Genomic DNA, 22,300 nt, shown 5'->3' on the forward strand with positions numbered 1-22,300 from the left:
GCTTGCTGGCGATGGCGGTGGGTCAGTCGACATGATTATTGTCTGAACGGACGCCATCGCCAGCAAGCCGGCTCCTACAGGGTTACGTGTACGGCATGAAGACTGTGCTGTGCATTATGGCCAAGTGCGGGGGGATCAGTCTGCTTATTATTGTCAACCCATACGGGACAGTATTTCAATTTTCATCTACTTATTGCACCACAGGATAAACATTAACCTTCTCCTCACTCGGACGAATCAACGTCCCCACAGGAGATTTCATCATGCTGACCCTTCGCAAAGCTTCCGATCGCGGCTTGGCCAATCATGGTTGGTTGAAGTCGTTCCATACCTTTTCCTTCGCCAACTACCGCAACCCGAAAGAGCAGGGTTTTTCCGACCTGCTGGTGATCAACGATGACCGCGTCGCGGCCGGCAAAGGCTTTGGCCAGCACCCGCACCGTGACATGGAGATTTTCTCCTACGTGCTTGAAGGTGCCCTGGAACACAAGGACACCCTGGGCACCGGTTCGGTGATCCGCCCCGGTGACGTGCAACTGATGAGTGCCGGCAGCGGCGTGGCACACAGCGAGTACAACCACTCGGCGACCCGTGGCGTGCACTTCCTGCAAATCTGGATCGTGCCGGACGTCAGCGGCGCCAAACCGCGCTATCAGCAAGAGCATTTCAATACACAGAAGAAACGCGGGCGTCTGCAACTGATCATCTCCCCCGAGGGGAAAAACGGTTCGTTGAAGGTGCGCCAGGATGCGCGGGTGTATGCCGGCCTGATCGATGGCAAGGAAAGCGCCACGCTGGAACTGGCCGCCAATCGTTATGCCTACGTGCATGTGGCGCGCGGCAGCGTCGAACTCAACGGCCTGCAATTGCAGGAAGGCGATGGCGTGCGGGTTCGCGATGAACAGTTGCTGACCCTGAGCAACGGCGCGGATGCCGAAGTGCTGGTGTTTGACCTGCGTCCTCAGGAATTGCCTGAAATGCCGTAATCCGGTGTGAAGTAATCGCCACCTCGCTGCGCTCGACAGCTCCTACAGGTACACGCAAATCCCTGTAGGAGCTGTCGAGCGCAGTGAGGTGGCGATCTTTCAGCCGTCACTCCCCTGTCCCCGCAAACCCCGCCACAATCTCATCGATCACCACCCGCACCCTCGCGGTATGCCGCAAGTCCGCGTGCGTCACCAGCCATATGTCATACGGCACCGGCCGTGTGCGTTCCGGCCATAGCCTGACCAGCCCGTCGCGCTCCCCCATGTACACCGGAATTTCCCCCAGCCCGATCCCCGCCGCAATCGCGCGGCGCACCAGCAGACTGGAACTCAGGCTCGAAACGATGCGCCCGCGCCCCAACGGTTCCGAGACCAGCGTGATGTCTTTATTGCTCTGCAAATACGGCTGGTACACCACCAGATCATGCCCCTCGAACGCCGAACCCGGTGCCGGCACACCGTGGGTGTCCACATACTCCCGGGAGGCAAACAGGCCCACCGGCCAACGCGCGATGCGTCGGGCGATCAGGTCCGGATTGTCTGGCCGGGTGTTGCGCACGGCGATGTCGGCTTCGCGTTTCGACAGGCTCAAAATCTGCGTCGAAGCGTCCAGTTGCACGCGCACGTCGGGGTGCTGTGCATGCAGGCGGGCAATCGCCGGGATCAGGAAGTCGATGGCCATGGAGTCCGTGGTGCTGACCCGAACGATACCGGTCAGCCGGTCGTCGAGCCCTTGAATCTGGCGCTGCATCTCCAGCGCGGAGTGCTCCATTTTCTCCACGGCTTTCAACGCTGCTTCACCGACGGCTGTCAGCGCGTATCCCTCCGAAGTGCGCAGAAACAGCGTCGCACTCAAGGACTTCTCCAGTGCCGTGATCCGCCTCCCGACGGTGGCCTGATCGACCCCCAGCACCCGCGCCGCGCCACGCAACGTCGATTCCCGGCATACGGCCAAAAACACCCTGGCGTCATCCCAATTCATAGGTTTCTCCACTGCTGCATATACGCATCACCATAACGCAAAATCGCTGCGTTATTGCATCAATGAATCTGGATAAGCTGGGCACCATAGATAAACCTGGAGGACGGCTCCCATGCCCAGCACATCAACCCCCCCGCGCAGCGCCATCTGGCTGCCGATTTTCGCCGGCCTCTGCGCCAGCCTGGTCAGCATCGGCCTGGCGCGGTTCGCCTACACGCCGTTGATTCCCTCATTGATCCAGGCGCACTGGTTTTCTGCCAGCGACGTGGTGTACCTAGGCGCCGCCAATCTGGTGGGTTACCTGATTGGCGCGCTGATCGGCCATCCGCTGGCCCGTCGGACCTCCAACAAAAGCGCCCTGCGCCTGATGATGCTGGCGGTGACGCTGTCGTTTTTCGCGTGTGGCTTTCCGTTGTCGGTGAGCTGGTTCTTCGGCTGGCGCTTGCTGTCGGGCGTCGCTGGCGGCGCGATCATGGTGTTGGTGGCCGCGACCGTGCTGCCGCATGTGCCGGCCTCCCGCCGAGGGCTGGCCAGTGGTGCGATTTTCCTGGGCATCGGTTTGGGTATCGCCGGCTCCGGGACGATTGTGCCGCCGCTGTTGAGCCTGGGTTTGCAGAACACCTGGTTCGGTCTCGGCGCGCTGGCATTGGTGCTGACCGTCGCCAGTTGGTTCGGTTGGCCGTCAGCCACGCATGCGGCCACCGCGGCACCGTCCGCTGAACCCTCGACGATGCCGACTGACCCGAACGTTTACCTGCTGTTCGCCCAATACGCGTTCATGGCTGCCGGGCTCGTGCCCGCCATGGTGTTCCTGGTGGATTACGTTGCCCGCGGGCTTGGGGCTGGCGCGCACATTGGCGCTCTTATCTGGGTGATGTACGGCCTCGGCGCGATTATCGGGCCGGTGAGTTACGGTTTTCTGGCTGACAAACTGGGCGCACGGCTGAGCATTCGCCTGGTGCTGGTGGTGCAGGCAGTTGCGGTCGGTTTACTGTCGATTTCAAGTGCTTTCACTGCGCTGGCCTTGCTGGCGGTGATCCTCGGCTCGTTCCCGCCGGGTATCGTGCCGCTGGCATTGGCCCGGGTTCACGAACTGATCCCGAACCATCATCAACAGCAGATTGCCTGGAGTCGCGCCACCGTGTCGTTCGCCACGTTCCAGGCGATTGCCGGGTTTGCATATTCGGCGTTGTTCAACGCCAGCGGCGGGCATCACGCGCTGTTGTTCATCCTCGCAGCGGGCGCCATTGTCATAGCCCTGCTGCTGGAACAGGGCATGCGCTTGCTGAATCGTCGCGGCCGGCGGCAACCTGTATTGAGCTGAGTCACCGACGGCTTGATGTGGTCCCACTTACTGAACATTTCCAGACAGGACACTCACATGAATCTGCCCCACACCATGACCCTGATCGAAATCACCGAACCCGGCGGCCCGGAGGTATTAAAGCCACGCCAGGCGTCAGTACCAACCCCGGGGCCGGGCGAAGTGCTGATTCGCGTGCACGCTGCCGGGGTTAATCGCCCCGACGTGATTCAGCGTGCCGGCAAGTACCCGATGAAACCCGGCATGAGCCCGATTCCGGGCCTGGAAGTGGCCGGTGAAGTGGTGGCGGTCGGTAAAGGTGTCAGCGAATTTATCGTCGGCGACAACGTCTGCGCGCTGACCAACGGCGGCGGTTACGCACAATACTGCGTCGCGCCGGCCGGCCAGACGCTGCCGATTCCTCAAGGCATGGATTGGGTGCACGCGGCGGCGGTCCCGGAAACCTTCTTCACCGTGTGGGCCAACCTGTTTGACATGGGCGGCGCTGCCAAAGGTCAGCGCGCATTGATCCATGGCGGCACCAGCGGCATCGGCACGACCGCGTTGATGCTGTGTCGCGAATTCGGCGTCAAGGCCTTCGCCACGGCGGGCAGTGAGGAAAAGTGCGCGGCGATCCGTACGTTGGGCGCCGAAGCGATCAACTATCGCGATCAGGATTTCGCCCAGGTCATCCAGGAAAAAACCGCCGGCAAAGGCGTCAATGTCATCCTCGATATCATGGGCGGCTCGTACCTGAATTCGAACATCGCGGCGCTGGGCATGGAAGGTCGACTGGTGATGCTGGGCTTTCTCGGCGGCGCCCACGCCAAGGACGTCGACCTGTTGGCGATCATGAGCAAACGCGCCATCGTGACGGGCTCGTTGCTGCGCCCACGCACCGTGGAAGAAAAAGCCTCGATTGCCGAGCAGTTGCGCGAATACGTGTGGCCGGTGCTCGCTGCCGGGCGTTGCCTGCCGATGATCGACAAGGTTTATTCGTTGGCCGAGGCGGCACAGGCGCATGCGCGGATGGAAGGTGGCGAGCACATTGGCAAGATTGTGTTGCGGGTGGATTGATCTGCAATTGTGGCGCCCCCTCTGTAGGAGCAAGCTTGCTCGCGATAGCGGTGTGTCAGTCGACAGCATTGCTTAATGTGCCACCGTCATCGCGAGCAAGCTTGCTCCTACAAGAAGGGTTGGTGAACGGCTGTCGAAAATGTTCCCCCCGCCGACACGCTTCTGTTAAAAACCGGACTTCAGTTTTTTACCGACGGACCATCCGATGCCCTCCTCCCCGCTCACACGTCTGCGCCGACGCTGGCTGCCCTTGCTGTGCATGGCCGCGCTGATTGTCGGTCTGCCGGTGAGTTGCGGCGTGCTTGAGCACACCGAGCGCGAGCTGCTGTTTCGTATCGAGCCGGGCACGGCGGGCTGGTATCGCGGTTTGCCGAAGGACGTTCAAGAATTCGACATCCAGCCCGCCAGTTTCAAGAACGGGCAAAACCTGCATGCCTGGTGGTGGCCGGCGGCTCGTCGTGATGCGCCTTCGATCCTCTATTTGCACGGTGTGCGCTGGAACCTCACCGGCCAGGCGTTTCGCATCGAACAATTGCGCGCCATGGGCTATTCCGTCCTGGCGATCGACTACCGCGGGTTTGGTCAGAGCAAAGGCGATCTGCCGTCGGAAGCCAGTGTGTATGAAGACGCACGAGCTGCCTGGGAACGCTTCACAACGATGCAACCGGACGCCAGCAAGCGCCTGATCTATGGCCATTCCCTCGGCGGTGCGGTAGCCATCGACCTCGCGTCAGACCTGGCCGCACAGGCGAAAAAGAACCATGTCGCCGTCCCGGTGCGCGGTCTGGTGATCGAGTCCACGTTCACGTCACTGGGCGATGCCGTGGCCCAAGTGGCCGAAAGTAACCTGCCGGTGAAATGGCTGCCGGTGCGCTGGCTGCTGTCGCAGAAATTCGATTCCATCGACAAGATCGTCGACATCGACATGCCGCTGCTGGTCGTGCATGGCCTGGCTGATACATTCATGCCGTCGCGCTTCAGCCAGCAGTTGTTCAACGCCGCCAGCGAGCCCAAGCGCCTGTTGTTGGTGCCGGGCGGTACGCACAACAACAGCATGAGTTTGGGCGGCACCCAGTATCGCCAGGCACTTGAGGGCCTGATGAAAGCAAAACCGCCGCAGATGGCCGGTCCTGCAATCTCACGCGGCTCTCAGGACTCCTGACGTTTAGCGATAACCTCGCGCCTGCAAGTTGAACAATTGCGCGTAACGCCCTCCGGCGGCCACCAGACTGGCGTGATCGCCGCGTTCAAGGATCGCCCCCTGATCCAGCACAATGATGTGGTCGGCATTACGCACGCTGGAAAAACGATGGGAAATCAACAGCGTCATGCGGCCTTCGGTGTGCTCGCTGAAATGCTCGAACACCGCCGCTTCCGCTGCCGGGTCGAGGGCTGAGGTCGGCTCATCCAGAATCAGGATATCGGCGTCACGGCGCATGTAGGCACGGGACAAGGCAATCTTCTGCCATTGCCCGCCGGACAGTTCCTGGCCGCCGGCGAACCAGCGGCCCAATTGGGTGGCATAGCCGCGATCCAGACGCTCAATGAAAGGCGCGGCCATGCCCTCGGCGGCAGCGGCTTGCCAGCGCTGCTCATCGTTGAACGCCAGGGTGTCGCCGACACCGATGTTCTCGCCCACGGAGAACTGGTAGCGAATATAGTCCTGGAAAATCACGCCGATACGCCGGCGCAGCGCATCTTCGTCCCACGCCTGCAAGTCACTGCCATCCAGCAGGATGCGCCCCTGGTCGGGACGGTACAGACGGGTCAGCAACTTGATCAGCGTGGTCTTGCCCGAACCGTTCTCCCCCACCAGCGCCACGCTATGCCCCGGCACGAGGTGCAGATCGATGCCCTCCAGCGCCGCGCGGCTCGCGCCCGGATAGCTGAACCCGACGTTTTCGAAACGCAGACCATCGCCGGGCAGCGCGCCTACGGTCAGGCTGCCGGAGTCGGCCACCACGGGTTCAGCCAGGTATTCATAGAGGCTGGACAGATACAGTCCATCTTCGTAAAGACCACTGATGGCGCTCAAGCTGCTGCTCACTGCGGTCTGCCCCTGCTTGAACAGCACCAGGTACATGGTCATCTGGCCAAGGGTGATGCTGCCGTGGACGGTGTCGACCACCACCCACGCGTAGGCCAGATAAAACGCCCCCGTGCCCAGTAATCCCAGGACAAAACCCCAGCCATCGCGGCGCAGGGTCAGCCGACGGTCTTCAGCGTAAAGACGCGCGAACGTATCGCGATAACGCTTCAACAGCAGTGGCGCGAAGCCGAACAGCTTGACCTCTTTGATGTAGCCCTCGTGGGAGAGCAGCGTCTCGATGTAGTTCTGCTGCCGGCTCTCCGGCGCACGACGGGTAAACAGCCTGAAGGCGTCCCCGGAAAAATGTGCTTCGGCAAAAAATACCGGCAACGCACCCACCACCAACAACACCAGCGCCCACGGCGAAAAATGCACCAGCAACACACCAAAACTGATCAGCACAATCAGGTTCTGGATCAACCCCAACGACTTCATCACCAGCGCCAACGGCCGGGTCGACGCCTCGCGCCGGACCCGCACCAGCTTGTCGTAGAACTCGGAATTCTCGAACTGGACCAGCGACAACGTCTGGGCTTTCTCCAGAATCATCGTGTTGACCTTCTGCCCCAACTGCACTCGCAACAGCGATTGCTGAACCGACAGCGCCCGCTGGGTCCCGGACAGCAACGCGAGCACACCGGCCTCAAACAGCACGTAACGCACCACCGGCCACAACGGCGCACTGCCCTGCTGCGCGTGCAGTTGCATGGCGAAAACCACCGCGTCGACAATGCGTTGGCCCAGCCAGGCAGCCAATGCCGGGAGTACGCCTGCGATCAGGGTCGCCAGCACCAGGCCCAGAAACAACCCGCGAGAAGTAGCCCAGACAAGGAGCAAGGCGCGTCTGGCCTGATCGAGCAATGAGGTGACGCGGGAAAGGGCCGCTGGCATGTTTATCGGTTGCGCTTGCGCGGTTTCGTCATTTCTTTTCGTAAAGGTGAAGGCCCGATGGGGAACACCAGCCCGGGGGGAAGAGGACCACCATTTTCCCACTCTTCCATCATCCGCCTCAGCTCAGGCGGCATTTCAGTCGGCGCTTTGCATGACATTTGATCACCCTATTGTTTTGCGAATTCGACACAACTCACTTTTGATACATCAATAACCAGGGCCTTTGCCCTACCAGGTAACAGATTGCCGTCGCTATCGATCCAGCGAGGGAACTCCAGAACGAATTGTCCGTTAGCAGGCTCCGATGGCCATTCGCTTGGCCAGCCAAACAGACGTTTCCCTCCGATCAAATGCAATATCACGAAACCCGGTCTCGATGAAAAAGCACTGTACCACTCGCAAGGGAACGATTTTTTAGCCGTTATCTTCAGTTTCCTGAGTAACGCATGAAGCCTGTCGCCATGAGCGATATGACAGGAAAGAAACGCCATCACCAGCGCAATCACTGCCGACCATAACGCCTCCGATTTCCTGTCCCACACGCCGATCGAAAAAAACCGTTCTCCCGCCAGTAGCAACAGTCCTTCCAAACCGACCACCAGCGACTGAATCACAAACGTAAAAATCAGTGCCTGGACAATCTGTCCAAAAGTGTCCGGGCGCTTGAACGCCGTGAGCGAGTAAAAAATCCACGCCGCTAAAAACCCCGGAAGCAGATACTGCAGTAGCGGGATCACGTCCTTGATCAAGCTGTCCATTGCCCTTTCCAATCCATTGAAAAATTCGTCCCGAAGCAAATAAATACAGCACCTCTACAGCCTGTGTCATCCACTGCTGAAGTGCGGTAGTCACAAGAAATTTCGGGACTACAGGCGGGACTACAAGCGAAAAATCCTCCTACATTCAACAAGGAAGAACTGGACAAAAACTCAATCCAGATCCGACGTCACGTGCTCCAAAAACCGCGCTCGATAACGCCCCGGACTCTCCCCCGTCCACTTCTTGAACGCCCGGTGAAATGCACTTGGTTCTTGAAAACCCAATTGCTCGGCAATGTCACCGATGCTGGCCTTGCTCTGCCGCAATTGCTCAAACGCAACCCCGCGCCGCACCTCGTCCTTGATTTCCTGATACGAACACCCTTCCCGCTCCAGCTTGCGGCGAAAGGTGCTGGGGCTCAGATGTTGTTCCAAAGCAAAGGCCTGCAAGGTCGGCCATTGGCTGTAGTGACTGTTGCGCAAACGCTGGTGGACTTGCGACGCGAGCCCATGCTGGTTGCGGAAGCGAATCACCAGCCATTGCGGCGCGGTGCGCAGAAACACTTTCAGCGAAGCCAGGTCCTGGACCACCGGCAAGCGCAAGTAGTGGCTGGCGAATTCGATTTCGGTGCGCTCGGCGCCGAAGGTCAGGTTCGGCCCCCAGAGCAAACGGTCATCGCTGAGGGACACGCGCTTGTGGCGAAAGTCCGCGCGGTCGATGGGAATACGCCGACCACCCAGCCAGCACATCAGGCTGATCATCAGCACCAGAAAAGTTTCTTCGCCAAAACGCGCAACATCATCGTTTTTCGCGCAGGTATCCAGGCTGATGACTGCACGTTTGCCGCGCACCGTCAGCGTGCCGCGAAAATCGCGAAGGAACAGGGCAAAGTTGTTCAGGCACTGGCGCATGGCTTTGTGCAGGTCGGGTTCCTGAATCAGGGCCCGGCAAATCAGGGCGAAGCTGCCCGGCGGCATGCCGTGGGAGTCGAGCCGGAAGAACTCGTCATCGAGCTCGCGGATCTGGATCAACCAGAGTGCGGCAAACGCACTGGCCGGCACCCGCGACACGGGCTGTTCGATCAACGCCGGGTCGATACCTGCCTGTTCCAGCGCAGCCCGCCGCCGCTGTGGATTGTCCCCCAGCCCGTGGATCATCGCCTGCACAAAGTAGGCGGCCACCGAATCCTTTTCCCGCATCTGAACGCTTCGCTCCCCATCACCCGAATGGCAAAAAACACCAGCACCGTTGAACAGTTCCGGCATAGGACAACCGCCCCGCCGGTTCTAGACTCGCGGCCAATAGTACGCCTTCGGCCGCTGTGGCGGCCAAGGTATCGCGGGGTTTGACCGGAAGGACGTGTACATGAATCTGCAAAACATTGGCGTGATCGGCGCAGGCACCATGGGCAACGGCATTGCACAAGTCTGCGCCCAGGCAGGGTTCAACGTGACCTTGATCGATATCTCCGAGAGCGCCCTGCAAAAGGCTGTTGCGACCGTCGGCAAAAACCTCGACCGGCAAGTTGCCAAGGACACGCTGACAGAAGCTCAAAAGCTCGCCGCCCTCGACAAGATCCGCACCAGCACCGACTACAGCAGCTTGCACAACGTGCAACTGGTGATCGAAGCCGCCACCGAAAACCTCGACCTGAAACTGCGCGTGCTGCAACAAATCGCCGCACAGGTCAGCGCCGAGTGTGTGATCGCCTCCAATACGTCGTCACTGTCGATCACCCAACTTGCCGCCAGCGTCAGCCAGCCTGAGCGCTTCATCGGCCTGCACTTCTTCAATCCGGTGCCGGTGATGGGCCTGATCGAAGTGATTCGCGGCCTGCAAACCAGCGACGCAACCCACGCCCTGGCGCTGGACATGGCAACCACCCTGGGCAAAACCGCGATCACCGCCGGCAACCGTCCGGGCTTTGTGGTCAACCGGATTCTGGTACCGATGATCAACGAAGCGATCCTGGTGTTTCAGGAAGGCCTGGCCAGCGCCAAAGACATCGACGCCGGGATGCGCCTGGGTTGCAACCAGCCCATCGGCCCGCTGGCACTGGCCGACCTGATCGGCCTGGACACCGTGCTGGCGATTCTTGAAGCCTTCTACGACGGTTTCAACGACAGCAAATACCGCCCCGCGCCACTGCTCAAGGAAATGGTTGCCGCCGGTTATCTGGGACGCAAGACGGGGCGTGGCTTCCATGCCTATGCCTGAGCGTTGCTCACGTTTCGCCGAGTACCGCGACAAGGTGCTGGAGCTGTTTGCCAGCAAGGGTTTCGGTCAGGTCGGCATGCGTGAGCTCGCGACGTGCCTGGGGCTTTCCCCGGGTTCGTTGTATCACCATTACCCCAGCAAACAGCACTTGCTGCTCGACCTGATCGAGGAGTTCTACGAAGAGCTGTTGGCAACCCTGGGGCGCATCGAGCAAAAGTCTCCGGCCAAACGCGACAGGCTCAACAGCCTGATCCGCGCGCATTTGAATCTGCATCAGGAAATGCCTTGGCATTTTCGTCTGGTGGAACGCGACAGCGGCTGCCTGAATGACGAACAGCAGGCGCGCGTTCGGCAGTTGCGCGAACAGTACGAACGCACATTGCTGCTGATGCTCGGGACCAAACCCCGTCTCAGTGAACAGGCGCAACAGGCCGCCGGGCATGCCATCGCCAATCTGCTGAACAGCGCGCCCTGCTGGCTGGCGCACCATCTGCTGGATGAGCCTGAGCGTAATGAACTGCTGGAAAACCTCGTGGCTGGAGCCATTGAGCGTTTGCTGCGGCCCTCGGTGCCACGCGCAGCGGCCTGAGAAACCGGACTGGTTTCAGTGGATCGAGCGAACCACCGATGCAAAGCGTAAACCCACGAAGCATAATGGCGCGCCCTCAAACACAAAAAGGATTTCGTGTGTTATCCCGCCCCCGCACCCTCTGGTCATGGCTCTACTACCCCCTGAGCTGTATCGCCGTCTTCGTACTGATTCTGCACATCGCCGCCTTTGACTGGTTGCTGATAACGCCCATCGATGTCGGCGGCACTTTTATGGGGGGAGGCATGGCAACCCAGCTTTATCTGATGGGCTGGGGCGCTGCCAGCGTCGGCCTGTTGCTTGCCGTTGTGTGTCGTTTGCCCGGATCAATCTACGGCTGGATCAGCGCCGGACTTTTGCCCGTGGGCATTGGCGCCTGGTGGCAACTGAACTATCCGGCAAACGCCGACCAAATGATTTTGAGTACCAGCCGGCAGGAGATCGGCGTGGCCATGCTGATTGGTGCAGTGTTGCTGTGCAGCGGCCTGTATGCCCGCTCGAGGATCAAAAGCCGCGCCTCAAAAACATCGCCGTCACGCTCGGCAATGTCGGGGCGAATGGCCGTGGCGACCACGCTGCTCATCTTGTTTGTCGGCGTGCCCATGGCCATTTTCAAGCAACAGTCGTTACCGCACTGCGCCTTCAACGAAGCCGGTCAACAGTTGACGGTCTGCCTGGGCGAAGACGATGTCCCGGTGGTCGTGGATTGAGCGATAACCCGCACCGTTTCAATAGAAAAAACATCTAAACGATTTTTGCCAATCACCACCTCTAAGGCTTTGCTAATGCCGTTGTAGGAGCGTGCGGTCTGGATAAGCGAGGCGTTCTGGAAACCATCGCGAGCAGGCTCGCTCCTACAGGAAAACCCACCTCCGTCTGTTGGCAACGGGAGCAAACAATGAAAATCAATCCCTACCTCATCTTCAACGGCGACTGCAAAGCCGCGTTCACTTTCTATGCCCAGGCCCTTCAAGGCCAGCTCGACGTCATGATGACCTTCGGTGAAAGCCCGGCGCGCGAGCACTTTGCGGCGGACCTGCACAACCTGATCATTCATACCCGCCTGTCGGTGGGCGATCAGGCGATCATGGGGTCGGACACCACACCTGATCGCCCCACGGATGACATGGCCGGTTGTTCGGTCTCGCTGAACGTCGACAGCATTGCCGAGGCGGAACGGGTCTTCAACGCATTGGCGGAAGACGGCAGCGTGCAAATGCCCCTGGAAGCGACCTTCTGGGCCGCACGTTTCGGGATGCTGGTCGACCGGTTTGGTGTGTCGTGGATGGTCAATTGCGAAAAGGATCAGTGACTTTACCGGCAAGCAAACGCCCAACCTGAAAAGGCTGGGCGTTCTGGACACTCCCGGACCGTCTGCTACCGTCAACAGGCCACCCCGCCTCGCAGCAGAACCGTCGGAGGAAACCCACCATGCCTGCCCATGACGCGCCCTGGTCCACCCGTTTGAAAATATCGCTGCTGGCGACAGCGCTCGCCGGAACCCTGCTGGGTTTGAGTGGTTGCGCCACGGTCGATGCCCAGACCACTGCTTATGTGGGTGTCGAGCATCCCGCGCCGACGCTGGCCAGTGAAGTCGTGGTGTTGCGTACCGAACCCCTTCGCCCGCACATTCGATTGGGTGAAGTGCTGATCGATGCCAGCGTTGATCCTGCCCCCCCGATCACCCAGGTAGAAGGAAAACTTCGGGACGAGTCAGCCAAGCTCGGTGGCGATGCCGTGGTGGTGGTCTACGACCATATCCAACCGATGGGCGCTTATGTCAACGGGCCGCTGTGGGCTCGTGATGTAAGAACCATTGAGGGACGCAAACTCAAAGGGATCGTGATCAAGTTCAAGTGATGGCGGAGACGGGTCAGTTGCACTCAACTCTGAGCCGGGCAGCCCCTTCTTCCCTGCAATCAATTGTGATCGGCAGAAATCGCTCGATGACCGCGATGTTGCTTTGCAGATGTTCAGTCATCCGTGGCGTAGTGAAACTTCCACCGCCTGCCAACGCCATTGGCAACAGCAATTGATCGGCCAGGTGTTCGGCCACTGCTGCTCCGCTGTTCAGCCAGTCCATGGCCTGATTAATCGCGCCGTCAGCAACCTTTTCCGCGCGAAGGGCCGTTTGGCCGAATGCGCTGAATACTTCGGTTACGTGCTCAAACCTGTGCTCCAACAGCAAAACATTGCCCGGTCCCTGGTCCTGGTTGATCGTGACCATCAGTAGTTCCTCCTGCGCCATGTTCAGCCGCTTGGCGACCCGATCAAGTTCGCGCTCCGCCACATGCGGCGCAAGCCCGGCGATCAGCGCGCTGGCATGTTTCGTGAGCAAGGCGCCGCGTTCCAACAGATGCAACGGCAGCAGTTTCGACGGCTGGACAAACACCTCGATCTCACCACCACCGGCAGGCACAAAACCGTGACGCAACAACTGTAATTCAACCTTGGCGCCCATGCGCCGCAGCTGCGGCAACCAGGCTAGCTGTAGAAAATCAGTCGGAGGCGCCATCGGGTTATGAGTACCACCCGATATACGCACCCGACTGGCTTCAGGCGCCAGCAGCAACGCCGGCAACAGCGTCTGCAATACCAACGTGCAGCTACCCGCCGTGCCGATCGCAAAGCTGAAATCCCCGCCGCGAATCGGACCCGGCTCGAAGGACAGGCACTGCGAACCCAATTCCGCACCTTGCACTTTTGCATCGCAAACCTGAGCCGCAGCCAGTACGGCAGTCAGGTGCTGACGCAACAATCCGGGCCGGCTGCGTTTGGCTCTGATGTTTTTAATTTGCAGTGCGCGACCGGTCACCATCGACAGGCTTAAAGCGCTGCGCAACACCTGGCCACCGCCAATGGCGCCATCCAGTTCAATCACTTCCTGTTTCATCTTCATCCTTATGCGTAGTGCCCGACAGTCTCTCTCAAGTAATCGTCGAGCAATCGCGAGTCTTCCTGAGTACGCGGCAGTTTAGGTACGGCACGCTCCAACTCTGCGGCGATGAACGCGTGCAGGGCGTTGCGTCTTGGGCCGTATGCACTTTCATCGGCGTTGCGTTTGAGCACCAACAACTCGGCGACTTCATCCAGCAACGACTGATCATCGACTGTGCTCAGCAAGTCGGCGAACGTCATCGGCGGGCGACCCAGCCCTTGATCGATCCAGCGCACGGCGAGCAACGGCCGTAGAACGTAGAAGTACTTCTTGAATCTCACGCTATCGCCTTGCAGATAACCGCGAAAGTTCTTCTTGGCCATCGACAGATAATGGTTTCGTGCTGCCGGTGGGCTGTAGAAGGTTTCGGCCAGCTCACGCAGACGCCCGGTCGCGGCAGGTTCGCTGCGATACACCAAAGGCGAATCCAGCCACTCGAGCAAGGTCGGGTTGGACTTGCGCAACAAACCCAAGGTCTTGCGCAACTCCCAGCCGCTGACATCAAGCTCATCGTCCAGCGGTCGCTCGATTACATCCCGCGCGGTATCAACCTGGACGAACCAGTCGGGTTTCTCTACATACACAAAACGCACATCGTAATCGCTGTCAGTCGAAGCAAAACCCCAGGCTCGGCTACCGGATTCGCAGGCATAAAGCACGGTGACGTTACGCTCGCGTTCGATGCGTTCCAGCTCTTCCAGGACTCTGGCGCGCATCTCGGGCGCCAGAGGGTGATGATCGTGATATTCCATTTTCCCTATCCTTTTACGCACACTACCTGACGCAGGGTGTGCAGCACTTCCACCAGCTCACGCTGGGCGTGCATGACTTGGTCGATGTCCTTGTAGGCCATCGGTATTTCATCGATGACAGCAGCATCCTTGCGGCACTCCACGTGGGCGGTGGCACGGATCTGATCTTCGACGGTGAACATGTTTTTCGCTTTGGTGCGACTCATGGTGCGGCCGGCACCGTGGCTGCAAGAGCAGAATGATTCCTCGTTACCGAGCCCGCGGACGATGAAGCTTTTTGCCCCCATCGATCCCGGAATAATCCCCAGTTCGCCCTTCTTCGCCGACACTGCGCCTTTTCGGGTGACCAAAATATCCTCACCAAAATGCCGTTCTTTTTGCACATAGTTGTGGTGGCAGTTCACCGCTTCCAGGGCAACCTCAAAAGGCTTGCTGATCACCTGCCGCGTCGCTTGAATCACCGCTTGCATCATCAGTGCGCGGTTCTGTTTGGCGAAATCCTGGGCCCAACCGACCGCCTCGACGTAATCATCGAAGTGTTGGCTGCCTTCCTCGAAGTAGGCCAGGTCGCGATCAGGCAGATTGGCGATGTGCTGACGCATATCCGCCTGCGCCAACTGAATGAACAGGTTGCCAATAGCGTTACCGACCCCACGGGATCCACTGTGCAGCATGAACCAGACCCGATTGGCTTCATCCAGGCACACCTCGATGAAATGGTTGCCGCTACCCAACGTGCCCAAATGCCCACGGTTGTTGGTGTTGGCCAGCTTCGGATACTTGTCAGTGATCGCCTTGAACCGCGGGTCCAGCGCCGACCAGGCCTTATCGGCTTGTTGAGGTACATCGTCCCAGGCGCCCTTGTCCCGACGTGAACGTGTGGATGTGCGCCCGTGCGGCACCGCTTTCTCGATCGCGCAACGCAGGCCATGCAGGTTGTCCGGCAAATCACTGGCCGTCAGTGACGTGCGCGCGGCAATCATGCCGCAACCGATATCCACCCCGACAGCAGCCGGAATGATCGCCCCAACGGTAGGAATCACGCTGCCTATAGTCGAGCCCTTGCCCAAATGCACATCCGGCATCACTGCCAGGTGCTTGAAGATGAACGGCATCTTTGCGGTGTTCATCAACTGCTGTCTGGCTTCGTTTTCTACCGGGACGCCCTCGGTCCACAGTTTGATCGGTTTGCCGTTGGCGACTTCCAGCAGTTGGTAGGTATGTTCTTTCATGATTTCGATTCTTTTCTATTGGCCGATTGTCTCGGCGTTGTTCTGGAGCCTGGGGCGACAAGGTTTGGTGAAACATGCATCGCGCTCTACCGCTGAGCTACAGCCTTTCGGCTGGCGGGACTCGAACCCGCGACCACGTTGTCCTGTAGTTCCACCGGCATTCGCCGGGCAAATCTTAAAAGGTGGCACGACAAAAAATGAGTGACTGTTGCGCGTTACCGCGCACCGGGGTTAACCGGTCCTGGATGTACAGCCAATCGGCATTCGTGCCTTTCACACACGCTGACAAGGGTTTGATGAGACGTCGTTTGATGTAGTCCCATCGGCATTCAGCGCCTGTAAAAAACTCAATTCTGCGTGTGGACGATCAAAGCTCCATGGCTTCGATCGCTTTCACCCAGTGTTGCGCGCCATAGTTGCCACGGGTGAACTGTTCGATCACATCGAACACCGCGTCGCTAAAACCACCGACATTCAATATGTCCTCGCGGTCCGCCGCCTGCGTTGTGGCGCCGGGTTGCATATCGATGCACACCAACCGTGCCTGCGGGTTGATCTGCTTGATCCGCTCCCATTGCCGCATCGTCTCAGTGCCGCCGTGGTGACGCGCATCGATCCAGGACTCGTTATCCGAGACAAGAATCAGCGTATCGACCCTGGCTTTGGCGTTCGCCAGTTTTGCCAGCGGCGCCGAGCAGTTCGTCCCGCCACCACCTATTGCAGCCAGTTTTGCGGCATTGCTCATCACGCTGTCGCGAGGGTTGAGCTGAATATCCACCACCTGCGTTTCAAACGGCATCACCTGAGCTGCCGGCTGTTTGCGTAATACCGCCGCAGCCACCAGCGCAGCCACATCAATGCAGCGTACTGCCGTGGTCGCGCCTTGACGATAACCGGTCACGGGACTGTGCATCGAACCCGAGACATCCGGGCAAACGATCACCGAACCTTGCAACGTCGGAACGTTGGCCAACGACAGTTCCAGCGCTTCCTGCAATGCTTCACGCACCACGTGCGGAACGTCATTGCCAGTCATGCGATAGGCCGCAAGCAACTGGTATGGATAAACCCGCGCCTTGGCTACCGCTTCGGCATCAGCCAGGCGTACCGCTGCATATTTGGCGAATCCCGGCACCTGAAACGCACCGTGGCGTGCCAATGTATTCAGGTTCATGCGCAGCCCCTGCCACCCCATGTTCCGTGCTTGAGACGCCCATTGTTCTTTGCTCAACGTTTCATTGCCGAGCAACTGAAAGGGTACCTGCGGCACCTCATCGCTCGCCCCGCTGCGAAACGCCAGCAACGAGCGTGTCAGTGCTGGCAGCGTCTGCACATCCACCGGCTTACCGATCAGCCAGGCAAAGAAGGCTGCACGCCATGCCTCATGGGGTTTTGGGTGAACCATCTTCACCACGTCTGCCAACGATGGCTGGTTACCAATCGACGCCTGCAACAGCTGATATTCACTGGCGTTGTTCAACCAGTTTTGCACCAGACGCTTTGGCTGCGACCCGAGCGACTTTCGCCCTGTCACGCCGCTGCGCAGGATCTGCACGAAATTACGCAGCATCTTTCCACTGTCTACCACTTGCTCAAACAGCTCCGGCACCAGCATTGAACGCTGTGCCGTCAGGGCTGCCAGCATCAAGGCCGGCATGTCTTTCATATGGCCTTTTTTGCGAGCGTAAAGCGCGGCCTTAGCCACATATCGGCTGTCCAGTTCGGTCACCAGTTGCAACACATTCTCCAGCTGGCTTTCGGCCGAAGCGTAAAAGGTCTGGTTCAGGCAACCGGTCGCGGCCAGTTGGGCAAGTTTGTGTTTGGCTGTGTAGGCATAAGCCGGAGCTTGAGCCGCGTTCAGCATGTCGCAAGCTGGCACTGTTGCCTGTTTGGTGTTGAACAGCTTGAAGTTGGCCATCGTGGCGTCTCGCTCTGTTGTCTTGTTCGTTGCCAGAGGTATTGCAGTCGACGTGCCAGTTTTGTTCCTACGACGAACTTTATTTTTATCTTATTGATTTTTAAGTATTTTTTAAGTTTTGTGAAAAACACATCTCAAGTTTTAGAAAAATCTGCCGTCTATTAACTATCTTCAGTTATCGCTATTTATCTTTTGGTATACGCATGTCAAAGAAGCGCACGGTCGCCATCGGATTTATCGGATCTACACTCGACCGCGTTGGCAAGGGCGCCAATCGCTGGAGTCACTGGCGACCGAGCGTGGGGCTGTGCCAGCAACAAGATGTGGTGATTCATCGGCTCGAGCTGATCCATGGCACCGATGCCCGAGACGTCAGCCTGGCCGAGCGTGTTCGCGAAGACATTCGCCAGGTCTCGCCAGAGACCGAAGTGCACCTGCACCCGATGTCGCTGCGCAACCCGTGGGATTTCGAAGAGGTGTACGGCGCACTTCACGACTTCACCACCGCCTATCGTTTCGACACTGAACACGAGGACTACCTGGTGCACATCACCACCGGGACCCACGTGGCGCAGATTTGCTGGTTTTTGCTCACCGAAGCGCGCTACCTGCCGGCAAGGCTGATACAGACCTCTCCCGCTCGCCGGCTTAACGAGCAAGAGCGCGCCATCGGCACCCACGCCCTGATCGATCTCGATCTGTCGCGCTACGACCGCATTGCCACGCGCTTCGCCCATAAACGCCTGGAAGGCCTGGCCTTTCTCAAATCAGGGATCGCCACCCGAAACGCCGCGTTCAACCGCGCCATCGAGCAAATCGAGCGCGTCGCGGTGCGCTCGCGAGCGCCGATGCTGCTGATCGGCCCGACCGGCGCAGGCAAATCCTTTCTGGCCCGACGTATCTATGAACTCAAGCACAGTCGCCACCAGGTGCAGGGCCGTTTCGTCGAAGTGAACTGCGCCACACTGCGCGGTGACGGCGCCATGTCGACCCTCTTCGGCCATATCAAAGGCGCGTTCACCGGCGCGCAAAACGCTCGCGACGGCCTATTGCGAGCCGCCGATGGTGGCATGCTGTTTCTGGATGAAATTGGTGAGCTGGGCGCAGACGAGCAAGCCATGCTGCTCAAGGCCATCGAGGAGAAACGCTTCTTCCCTCTAGGATCGGACAAGGAAGTGGAGAGCGATTTCCTGATCATCGCCGGCACTCACCGCGACTTGCGCAGCCGGGTGGCCGAAGGCCTGTTTCGCGAAGACTTGTATGCGCGAATCAACCTGTGGACATTCGACCTTCCCGGTCTGGCCGGGCGCCGCGAAGACATCGAGCCGAACATCGATTTCGAGCTCGCACGCCACGCCCGCGAACAAGGTCACATGGCGCGCTTCAACCTCGAAGCACGACGCCGCTACCTGGCCTTCGCCAGCTCAAGTGAAGCCGCGTGGCTGGGCAACTTCCGAGAGCTTTCAGCCTCCATCACCCGCATGGCGACATTAGCCGACAGCGGGCGAATCGATGAAACCCAGGTTCAGGAAGAAATCGATCGCCTGCGCTATGCCTGGGGCCTGGCGCAACCGGATGACGGGCTCGACCAACTGCTCGGTGAAAACCTTGATATCGACCTGTTTGATCGACTGCAACTCAAAGCGGTGCTCGACATCTGTCGTCAGTCAGACAGCCTGTCTGATGCTGGGCGACGGTTATTTGGAGTGTCCCGTCAAGCAAAGGCGCAGCCGAATGATGCTGACCGACTGCGCAAATACCTGGCGCGTTTTGCCCTCGACTGGAAGCAGGTGTCAGGCTGACGCAGCCGCCGCGAAACCACGTTGCAGATCCTCAATCAACGCCTCGACATCCTCCAGCCCGATGTGCAAGCGCAGCACCGGATTCAATGAACGGTCCGCCGCACTCTGGCGATCCTGGGTGTCGGCAACGGTGATCAGACTTTCGAAACCACCCCAGGAGGCGCCCAATCCGAACAACTGCAACGCATCGATAAAGCGCTCGACATAAGCGGCGTCCGCCTCGTTCAGCTCAAAGGACAGCAAGCCGTTGCTGCCCTTGAAGTCCCGTTGCCACAAGGTGTGGCCAGGGTGGTCGGGCAAGGCCGGATGGAACACCCGTTTCACCTGCGGTTGCGCTTGCAGCCAATGGGCGATTTCCAGCGCCTGGCGCTCATGCACCTCCAGTCTCGGTGCCAGTGTTCGTGCGCCGCGCAATACCAGATAAGCGTCATCCGGGCTGACGGTGACGCCAAAGATGTCGCTCATGGATGCCAGCGGTTGCCAGGCATCTTCGCGGACGCAGACGCTGCCCATGACCACATCGCTGTGACCGCACAGGTACTTGGTCAGCGCCATGATCGAGATGTCCGCGCCGAGGGTCAGCGGTCGGTACAGGTAACCCGAGCCCCAGGTGTTGTCGACGGCCAGCAGAATGCCTCGCGGTTTGCACAGGGCGGCAATGGCCGGCAAGTCGCAGAGTTCGTACAGCAAGGAGCCCGGGACTTCGGTGTAGACCATTTTGGTGTTGGCTTGCAGTTGCGCCTGCAAATCGCTGCCGTCGGGGACGAAGTAGCTGACCTGGATGCCGAACGGCTCAAGAAATTCCCGGGCCAGACGCCGCACCGGTGCGTACACCGCATCGGTGATCAGCACATGATCGCCGGGGCGCAGGTACGCCAGAAACGTCTGCGCGACCGCCGCTAGCCCGGTGCCGAACAGACGGGTGCGATAACCGCCTTCCAGTTCGGTGACCAGGTCTTCGAGGGCGAACGCGGTTGGATTGCCGCGCGCGCCGTAACTCAACACCCGCTCGGTGTCACGGCGGGCACGGGCGTCACGCATTTGCGCGAGGTTGTCGAACAGTACCGTGCTCAGACGGGTGACCGGCATGTTGACCGAACGACCGCCACTGCCCTGCTCAGTGCGTGCCGAATGGACCAGGCGTGTGCGTACCCGCGAATCCTCGGTGGCGTGAGGTTGCAGTGGTTTGAGACTGGCGATCTCATCGTCACTCATTTGCGCCAGCAAGCCGATTTCCCAGGCCAGGTACTGCCGCGCCGCATCCTTGTTGCCGGAGTGCCGATCATGGGTGAAGAACAGGAAATCGATGCACTGTTCATTGGCCGGTGTGTCCGGACTTTCCTGCACAGTGAAACCGGCCGTACGCCAGGCAGCGAGTCCGCCTTCCAGCAGTCGCAGTTGTGCGCGCTGGGTTTCCGGCAATTCCTGCACAGCGAACGCTGCCAGCAGCGGATCATCGGCCAGCAGAACCAGAGGACGCTGCTCGCCCGTTACGTGTGTCGCCAACAGTGAACGGATCGACCAGCGAGAGCCGGCAATATGGCCCTTGCGAAAGGTCATGCTCGGGCGCAAATCGATCAGCGCGACGGCGTCGTCCTTCAACGCGTCGGACAGTGCCTGCACCGAGATCGATGGCAACGCCTCATGGGCGGCAACTTCAGTCTCGGGCAACGCCAGACCGCTGCTCACGCCACCTTCAAGCACATACGCCTCATGCCCCAACTGGCGCAGCCAGCTCGCGACAATCGGCGCACGCACGCCATCGCTGTCGATCAGCACCAACCGCGCCTGACGCACACCGACGTACAGATCGGTGGATTGAATCAACTGCCCGCCCGGCGTGTGTTGTGTACCGGTCAGACTGCCAGCGGCAAACTCCTCGGCAGTGCGCACGTCGCACAGAAACAGACTGCGCCCCGCCTCTTCGGCCCACTGCTCGACCTGTGCTGCCGTAACCGTTTTCACCCCGGCCCGTTCCGCCAGCCCGGCAGCGGCCAGGCGTTGCGCCGCCAATGGCGCAACGGATACCGCATCGGCATAACGACGGCTGCTGCCGTGCTCCAGCTGAAAATCTTCGAGGTACCAGCCCTGAGTACCGTTCTCCAACGCGTAGACCGGATTCTTCAAGCCCAGGTTGATCAGCGTTTGCGCGCCGATAATGCTGCGGGTCCGGCCGGCGCAATTGACCACGATTGGCGTGGTGTCATCCGGCACCAGATCATGGATGCGATAACCCAGCTCACCGTTCGGGCAGCACACGGAACCGGGAATGGTCATCTTGCGGTATTCATCGAACGGCCGGCCGTCCAGTACCACCAAAGGCTCGCCACGGGTTTGCCATTCGGCCAACTGCTGCGCGGTGACATGCGGCGTGTGGCTGGCCTCTTCCACCAATTCGCCGAACGCCTTGGACGGCACATGCACGCCGGCAAACAGCTGATAACCGGCAGCCTGCCAGCCATCGGTACCACCCTCGAGAACGTGCACGCGCTCATACCCCAACGCCTGAAGACGCTGGGCAGAACGCGTAACGACATCGCCGCCATTCTGGTCATAGATCACCAGCCGCACCTGAGGGTTCGGCGCCAGCCGCCGAGCCTCCAGCTCCAGTCGGCTGTAGGGCAGATTGACCCCGAAAAACAGATGGGCCTCGCCATACTGGCCGTGTTCGCGCACATCAAACAGGGCGATTTCCTGCCCGTCGAACAGCCACTGTTGCAATTGCCCTGGGGTTACGGTCTGGCTCATGGAAGTCCCGCTTGAAA

The 22,300-nt window shown here is 59.6% G+C and carries 19 protein-coding genes; 10 read left to right on the plus strand and 9 right to left on the minus strand.

Annotated features, from left to right (window positions below):
* The first annotated feature begins 263 nt into the window (after window positions 1–263).
* On the plus strand, window positions 264–986 hold the full coding sequence (locus KGA82_RS21625) for a pirin family protein (protein WP_223452449.1): 723 nt from the start codon (window positions 264–266) through the stop codon (window positions 984–986).
* Between the two features lie 106 nt (window positions 987–1,092).
* On the opposite strand, the gene KGA82_RS21630 is transcribed toward KGA82_RS21625, so the two are convergent.
* On the minus strand, window positions 1,093–1,968 hold the full coding sequence (locus KGA82_RS21630; RefSeq protein WP_008032861.1) for a LysR family transcriptional regulator: 876 nt from the start codon (window positions 1,966–1,968) through the stop codon (window positions 1,093–1,095).
* Window positions 1,969–2,080: 112 nt separating this feature from the next.
* Here KGA82_RS21630 and KGA82_RS21635 point away from each other — a divergent pair, with 112 nt between their 5' ends.
* The 3 genes from KGA82_RS21635 (at window position 2,081) to KGA82_RS21645 (ending at window position 5,510) form a co-directional block, all read left to right on the plus strand.
* On the plus strand, window positions 2,081–3,292 hold the full coding sequence (locus tag KGA82_RS21635) for a YbfB/YjiJ family MFS transporter (protein ID WP_223452450.1): 1,212 nt from the start codon (window positions 2,081–2,083) through the stop codon (window positions 3,290–3,292).
* 57 nt (window positions 3,293–3,349) lie between these two features.
* Entirely contained in the window at window positions 3,350–4,348 is a 999-nt protein-coding gene (locus KGA82_RS21640; protein WP_223452451.1) for an NAD(P)H-quinone oxidoreductase, read from the plus strand.
* A gap of 205 nt (window positions 4,349–4,553) precedes the next feature.
* Window positions 4,554–5,510, plus strand: coding sequence for an alpha/beta hydrolase (locus KGA82_RS21645; protein ID WP_223452452.1), 957 nt, complete (start codon window positions 4,554–4,556; stop codon window positions 5,508–5,510).
* Window positions 5,511–5,513: 3 nt separating this feature from the next.
* Here KGA82_RS21645 and KGA82_RS21650 read toward each other — a convergent pair whose 3' ends face one another.
* From KGA82_RS21650 to KGA82_RS21660, 3 genes are all read right to left on the minus strand, one after another.
* On the minus strand, window positions 5,514–7,328 hold the full coding sequence (locus KGA82_RS21650) for an ABC transporter ATP-binding protein (protein ID WP_008041165.1): 1,815 nt from the start codon (window positions 7,326–7,328) through the stop codon (window positions 5,514–5,516).
* 167 nt (window positions 7,329–7,495) lie between these two features.
* Window positions 7,496–8,086, minus strand: coding sequence for a DUF6338 family protein (locus tag KGA82_RS21655; protein WP_223452461.1), 591 nt, complete (start codon window positions 8,084–8,086; stop codon window positions 7,496–7,498).
* A 171-nt stretch (window positions 8,087–8,257) separates the two neighbouring features.
* On the minus strand, window positions 8,258–9,286 hold the full coding sequence (locus KGA82_RS21660; RefSeq protein ID WP_008041167.1) for an AraC family transcriptional regulator: 1,029 nt from the start codon (window positions 9,284–9,286) through the stop codon (window positions 8,258–8,260).
* A gap of 166 nt (window positions 9,287–9,452) precedes the next feature.
* Here KGA82_RS21660 and KGA82_RS21665 point away from each other — a divergent pair, with 166 nt between their 5' ends.
* The 5 genes from KGA82_RS21665 (at window position 9,453) to KGA82_RS21685 (ending at window position 12,753) form a co-directional block, all read left to right on the plus strand.
* Window positions 9,453–10,304 (plus strand): 3-hydroxybutyryl-CoA dehydrogenase, encoded by an 852-nt coding sequence (locus tag KGA82_RS21665; protein ID WP_223452463.1) that lies wholly within the window; start codon window positions 9,453–9,455, stop codon window positions 10,302–10,304.
* Entirely contained in the window at window positions 10,291–10,893 is a 603-nt protein-coding gene (locus KGA82_RS21670) for a TetR/AcrR family transcriptional regulator (RefSeq protein ID WP_008032848.1), read from the plus strand. The genes KGA82_RS21665 and KGA82_RS21670 overlap by 14 nt, the downstream gene beginning before the upstream one ends.
* 65 nt (window positions 10,894–10,958) lie before the next feature.
* Window positions 10,959–11,603, plus strand: a complete 645-nt coding sequence (locus KGA82_RS21675) for a hypothetical protein (protein ID WP_223452468.1) — start codon at window positions 10,959–10,961, stop codon at window positions 11,601–11,603.
* Between the two features lie 188 nt (window positions 11,604–11,791).
* Window positions 11,792–12,205 carry a VOC family protein gene (locus KGA82_RS21680; protein ID WP_008032844.1) on the plus strand — a complete coding sequence of 138 codons (414 nt, stop codon included), beginning with the start codon at window positions 11,792–11,794 and terminating at the stop codon, window positions 12,203–12,205.
* 119 nt (window positions 12,206–12,324) lie between these two features.
* Window positions 12,325–12,753: a hypothetical protein gene (locus KGA82_RS21685; protein ID WP_223452471.1), complete on the plus strand. Its 429-nt coding sequence runs from the start codon at window positions 12,325–12,327 to the stop codon at window positions 12,751–12,753.
* Between the two features lie 13 nt (window positions 12,754–12,766).
* On the opposite strand, the gene rtcA is transcribed toward KGA82_RS21685, so the two are convergent.
* The 4 genes from rtcA to KGA82_RS21705 all read right to left on the minus strand — a co-directional run bounded on the left by rtcA (window position 12,767) and on the right by KGA82_RS21705 (window position 17,733).
* Window positions 12,767–13,786, minus strand: a complete 1,020-nt coding sequence (gene rtcA, locus KGA82_RS21690; protein ID WP_192226529.1) for an RNA 3'-terminal phosphate cyclase — start codon at window positions 13,784–13,786, stop codon at window positions 12,767–12,769.
* Between the two features lie 8 nt (window positions 13,787–13,794).
* Entirely contained in the window at window positions 13,795–14,583 is a 789-nt protein-coding gene (locus tag KGA82_RS21695; protein WP_192226527.1) for a nucleotidyltransferase domain-containing protein, read from the minus strand.
* A 5-nt stretch (window positions 14,584–14,588) separates the two neighbouring features.
* Window positions 14,589–15,815 carry an RtcB family protein gene (locus KGA82_RS21700; RefSeq protein WP_223452472.1) on the minus strand — a complete coding sequence of 409 codons (1,227 nt, stop codon included), beginning with the start codon at window positions 15,813–15,815 and terminating at the stop codon, window positions 14,589–14,591.
* Window positions 15,816–16,182: 367 nt separating this feature from the next.
* A complete protein-coding gene (locus KGA82_RS21705; protein WP_223452473.1) occupies window positions 16,183–17,733 on the minus strand; it encodes an RNA-binding protein in 1,551 nt (516 codons plus the stop codon).
* Between the two features lie 203 nt (window positions 17,734–17,936).
* On the opposite strand from KGA82_RS21705, the gene rtcR reads away from it, so the two are divergent.
* Complete coding sequence (gene rtcR, locus KGA82_RS21710; RefSeq protein WP_192226521.1) at window positions 17,937–19,535, plus strand: RNA repair transcriptional activator RtcR; 1,599 nt, start codon at window positions 17,937–17,939, stop codon at window positions 19,533–19,535.
* On the opposite strand, the gene metC is transcribed toward rtcR, so the two are convergent.
* Window positions 19,527–22,283, minus strand: a complete 2,757-nt coding sequence (gene metC, locus KGA82_RS21715) for a cystathionine beta-lyase (RefSeq protein WP_223452474.1) — start codon at window positions 22,281–22,283, stop codon at window positions 19,527–19,529. The genes rtcR and metC overlap by 9 nt on opposite strands.
* Window positions 22,284–22,300: the final 17 nt, after the last annotated feature.

Source organism: Pseudomonas sp. BF-RE-22, assembly GCF_019956155.1.
GTDB classification, from domain to species: Bacteria; Pseudomonadota; Gammaproteobacteria; order Pseudomonadales; family Pseudomonadaceae; genus Aquipseudomonas; species Aquipseudomonas migulae.

Coding starts and splice junctions, on each gene's coding strand:
- KGA82_RS21680 (WP_008032844.1), top strand. CDS start 11,792: ATGAAAATCAATCCCTACCTCATCTTCAACGGCGACTGCAAAGCCGCG.
- KGA82_RS21630 (WP_008032861.1), bottom strand. CDS start 1,968: ATGAATTGGGATGACGCCAGGGTGTTTTTGGCCGTATGCCGGGAATCG.
- KGA82_RS21685 (WP_223452471.1), top strand. CDS start 12,325: ATGCCTGCCCATGACGCGCCCTGGTCCACCCGTTTGAAAATATCGCTG.
- KGA82_RS21670 (WP_008032848.1), top strand. CDS start 10,291: ATGCCTATGCCTGAGCGTTGCTCACGTTTCGCCGAGTACCGCGACAAG.
- KGA82_RS21695 (WP_192226527.1), bottom strand. CDS start 14,583: ATGGAATATCACGATCATCACCCTCTGGCGCCCGAGATGCGCGCCAGA.
- KGA82_RS21700 (WP_223452472.1), bottom strand. CDS start 15,815: ATGAAAGAACATACCTACCAACTGCTGGAAGTCGCCAACGGCAAACCG.
- KGA82_RS21645 (WP_223452452.1), top strand. CDS start 4,554: ATGCCCTCCTCCCCGCTCACACGTCTGCGCCGACGCTGGCTGCCCTTG.
- KGA82_RS21635 (WP_223452450.1), top strand. CDS start 2,081: ATGCCCAGCACATCAACCCCCCCGCGCAGCGCCATCTGGCTGCCGATT.
- KGA82_RS21665 (WP_223452463.1), top strand. CDS start 9,453: ATGAATCTGCAAAACATTGGCGTGATCGGCGCAGGCACCATGGGCAAC.
- KGA82_RS21675 (WP_223452468.1), top strand. CDS start 10,959: ATGGCGCGCCCTCAAACACAAAAAGGATTTCGTGTGTTATCCCGCCCC.
- rtcA (WP_192226529.1), bottom strand. CDS start 13,786: ATGAAACAGGAAGTGATTGAACTGGATGGCGCCATTGGCGGTGGCCAG.
- metC (WP_223452474.1), bottom strand. CDS start 22,283: ATGAGCCAGACCGTAACCCCAGGGCAATTGCAACAGTGGCTGTTCGAC.
- KGA82_RS21660 (WP_008041167.1), bottom strand. CDS start 9,286: ATGCGGGAAAAGGATTCGGTGGCCGCCTACTTTGTGCAGGCGATGATC.
- rtcR (WP_192226521.1), top strand. CDS start 17,937: ATGTCAAAGAAGCGCACGGTCGCCATCGGATTTATCGGATCTACACTC.
- KGA82_RS21650 (WP_008041165.1), bottom strand. CDS start 7,328: ATGCCAGCGGCCCTTTCCCGCGTCACCTCATTGCTCGATCAGGCCAGA.
- KGA82_RS21655 (WP_223452461.1), bottom strand. CDS start 8,086: ATGGACAGCTTGATCAAGGACGTGATCCCGCTACTGCAGTATCTGCTT.
- KGA82_RS21640 (WP_223452451.1), top strand. CDS start 3,350: ATGAATCTGCCCCACACCATGACCCTGATCGAAATCACCGAACCCGGC.
- KGA82_RS21705 (WP_223452473.1), bottom strand. CDS start 17,733: ATGGCCAACTTCAAGCTGTTCAACACCAAACAGGCAACAGTGCCAGCT.
- KGA82_RS21625 (WP_223452449.1), top strand. CDS start 264: ATGCTGACCCTTCGCAAAGCTTCCGATCGCGGCTTGGCCAATCATGGT.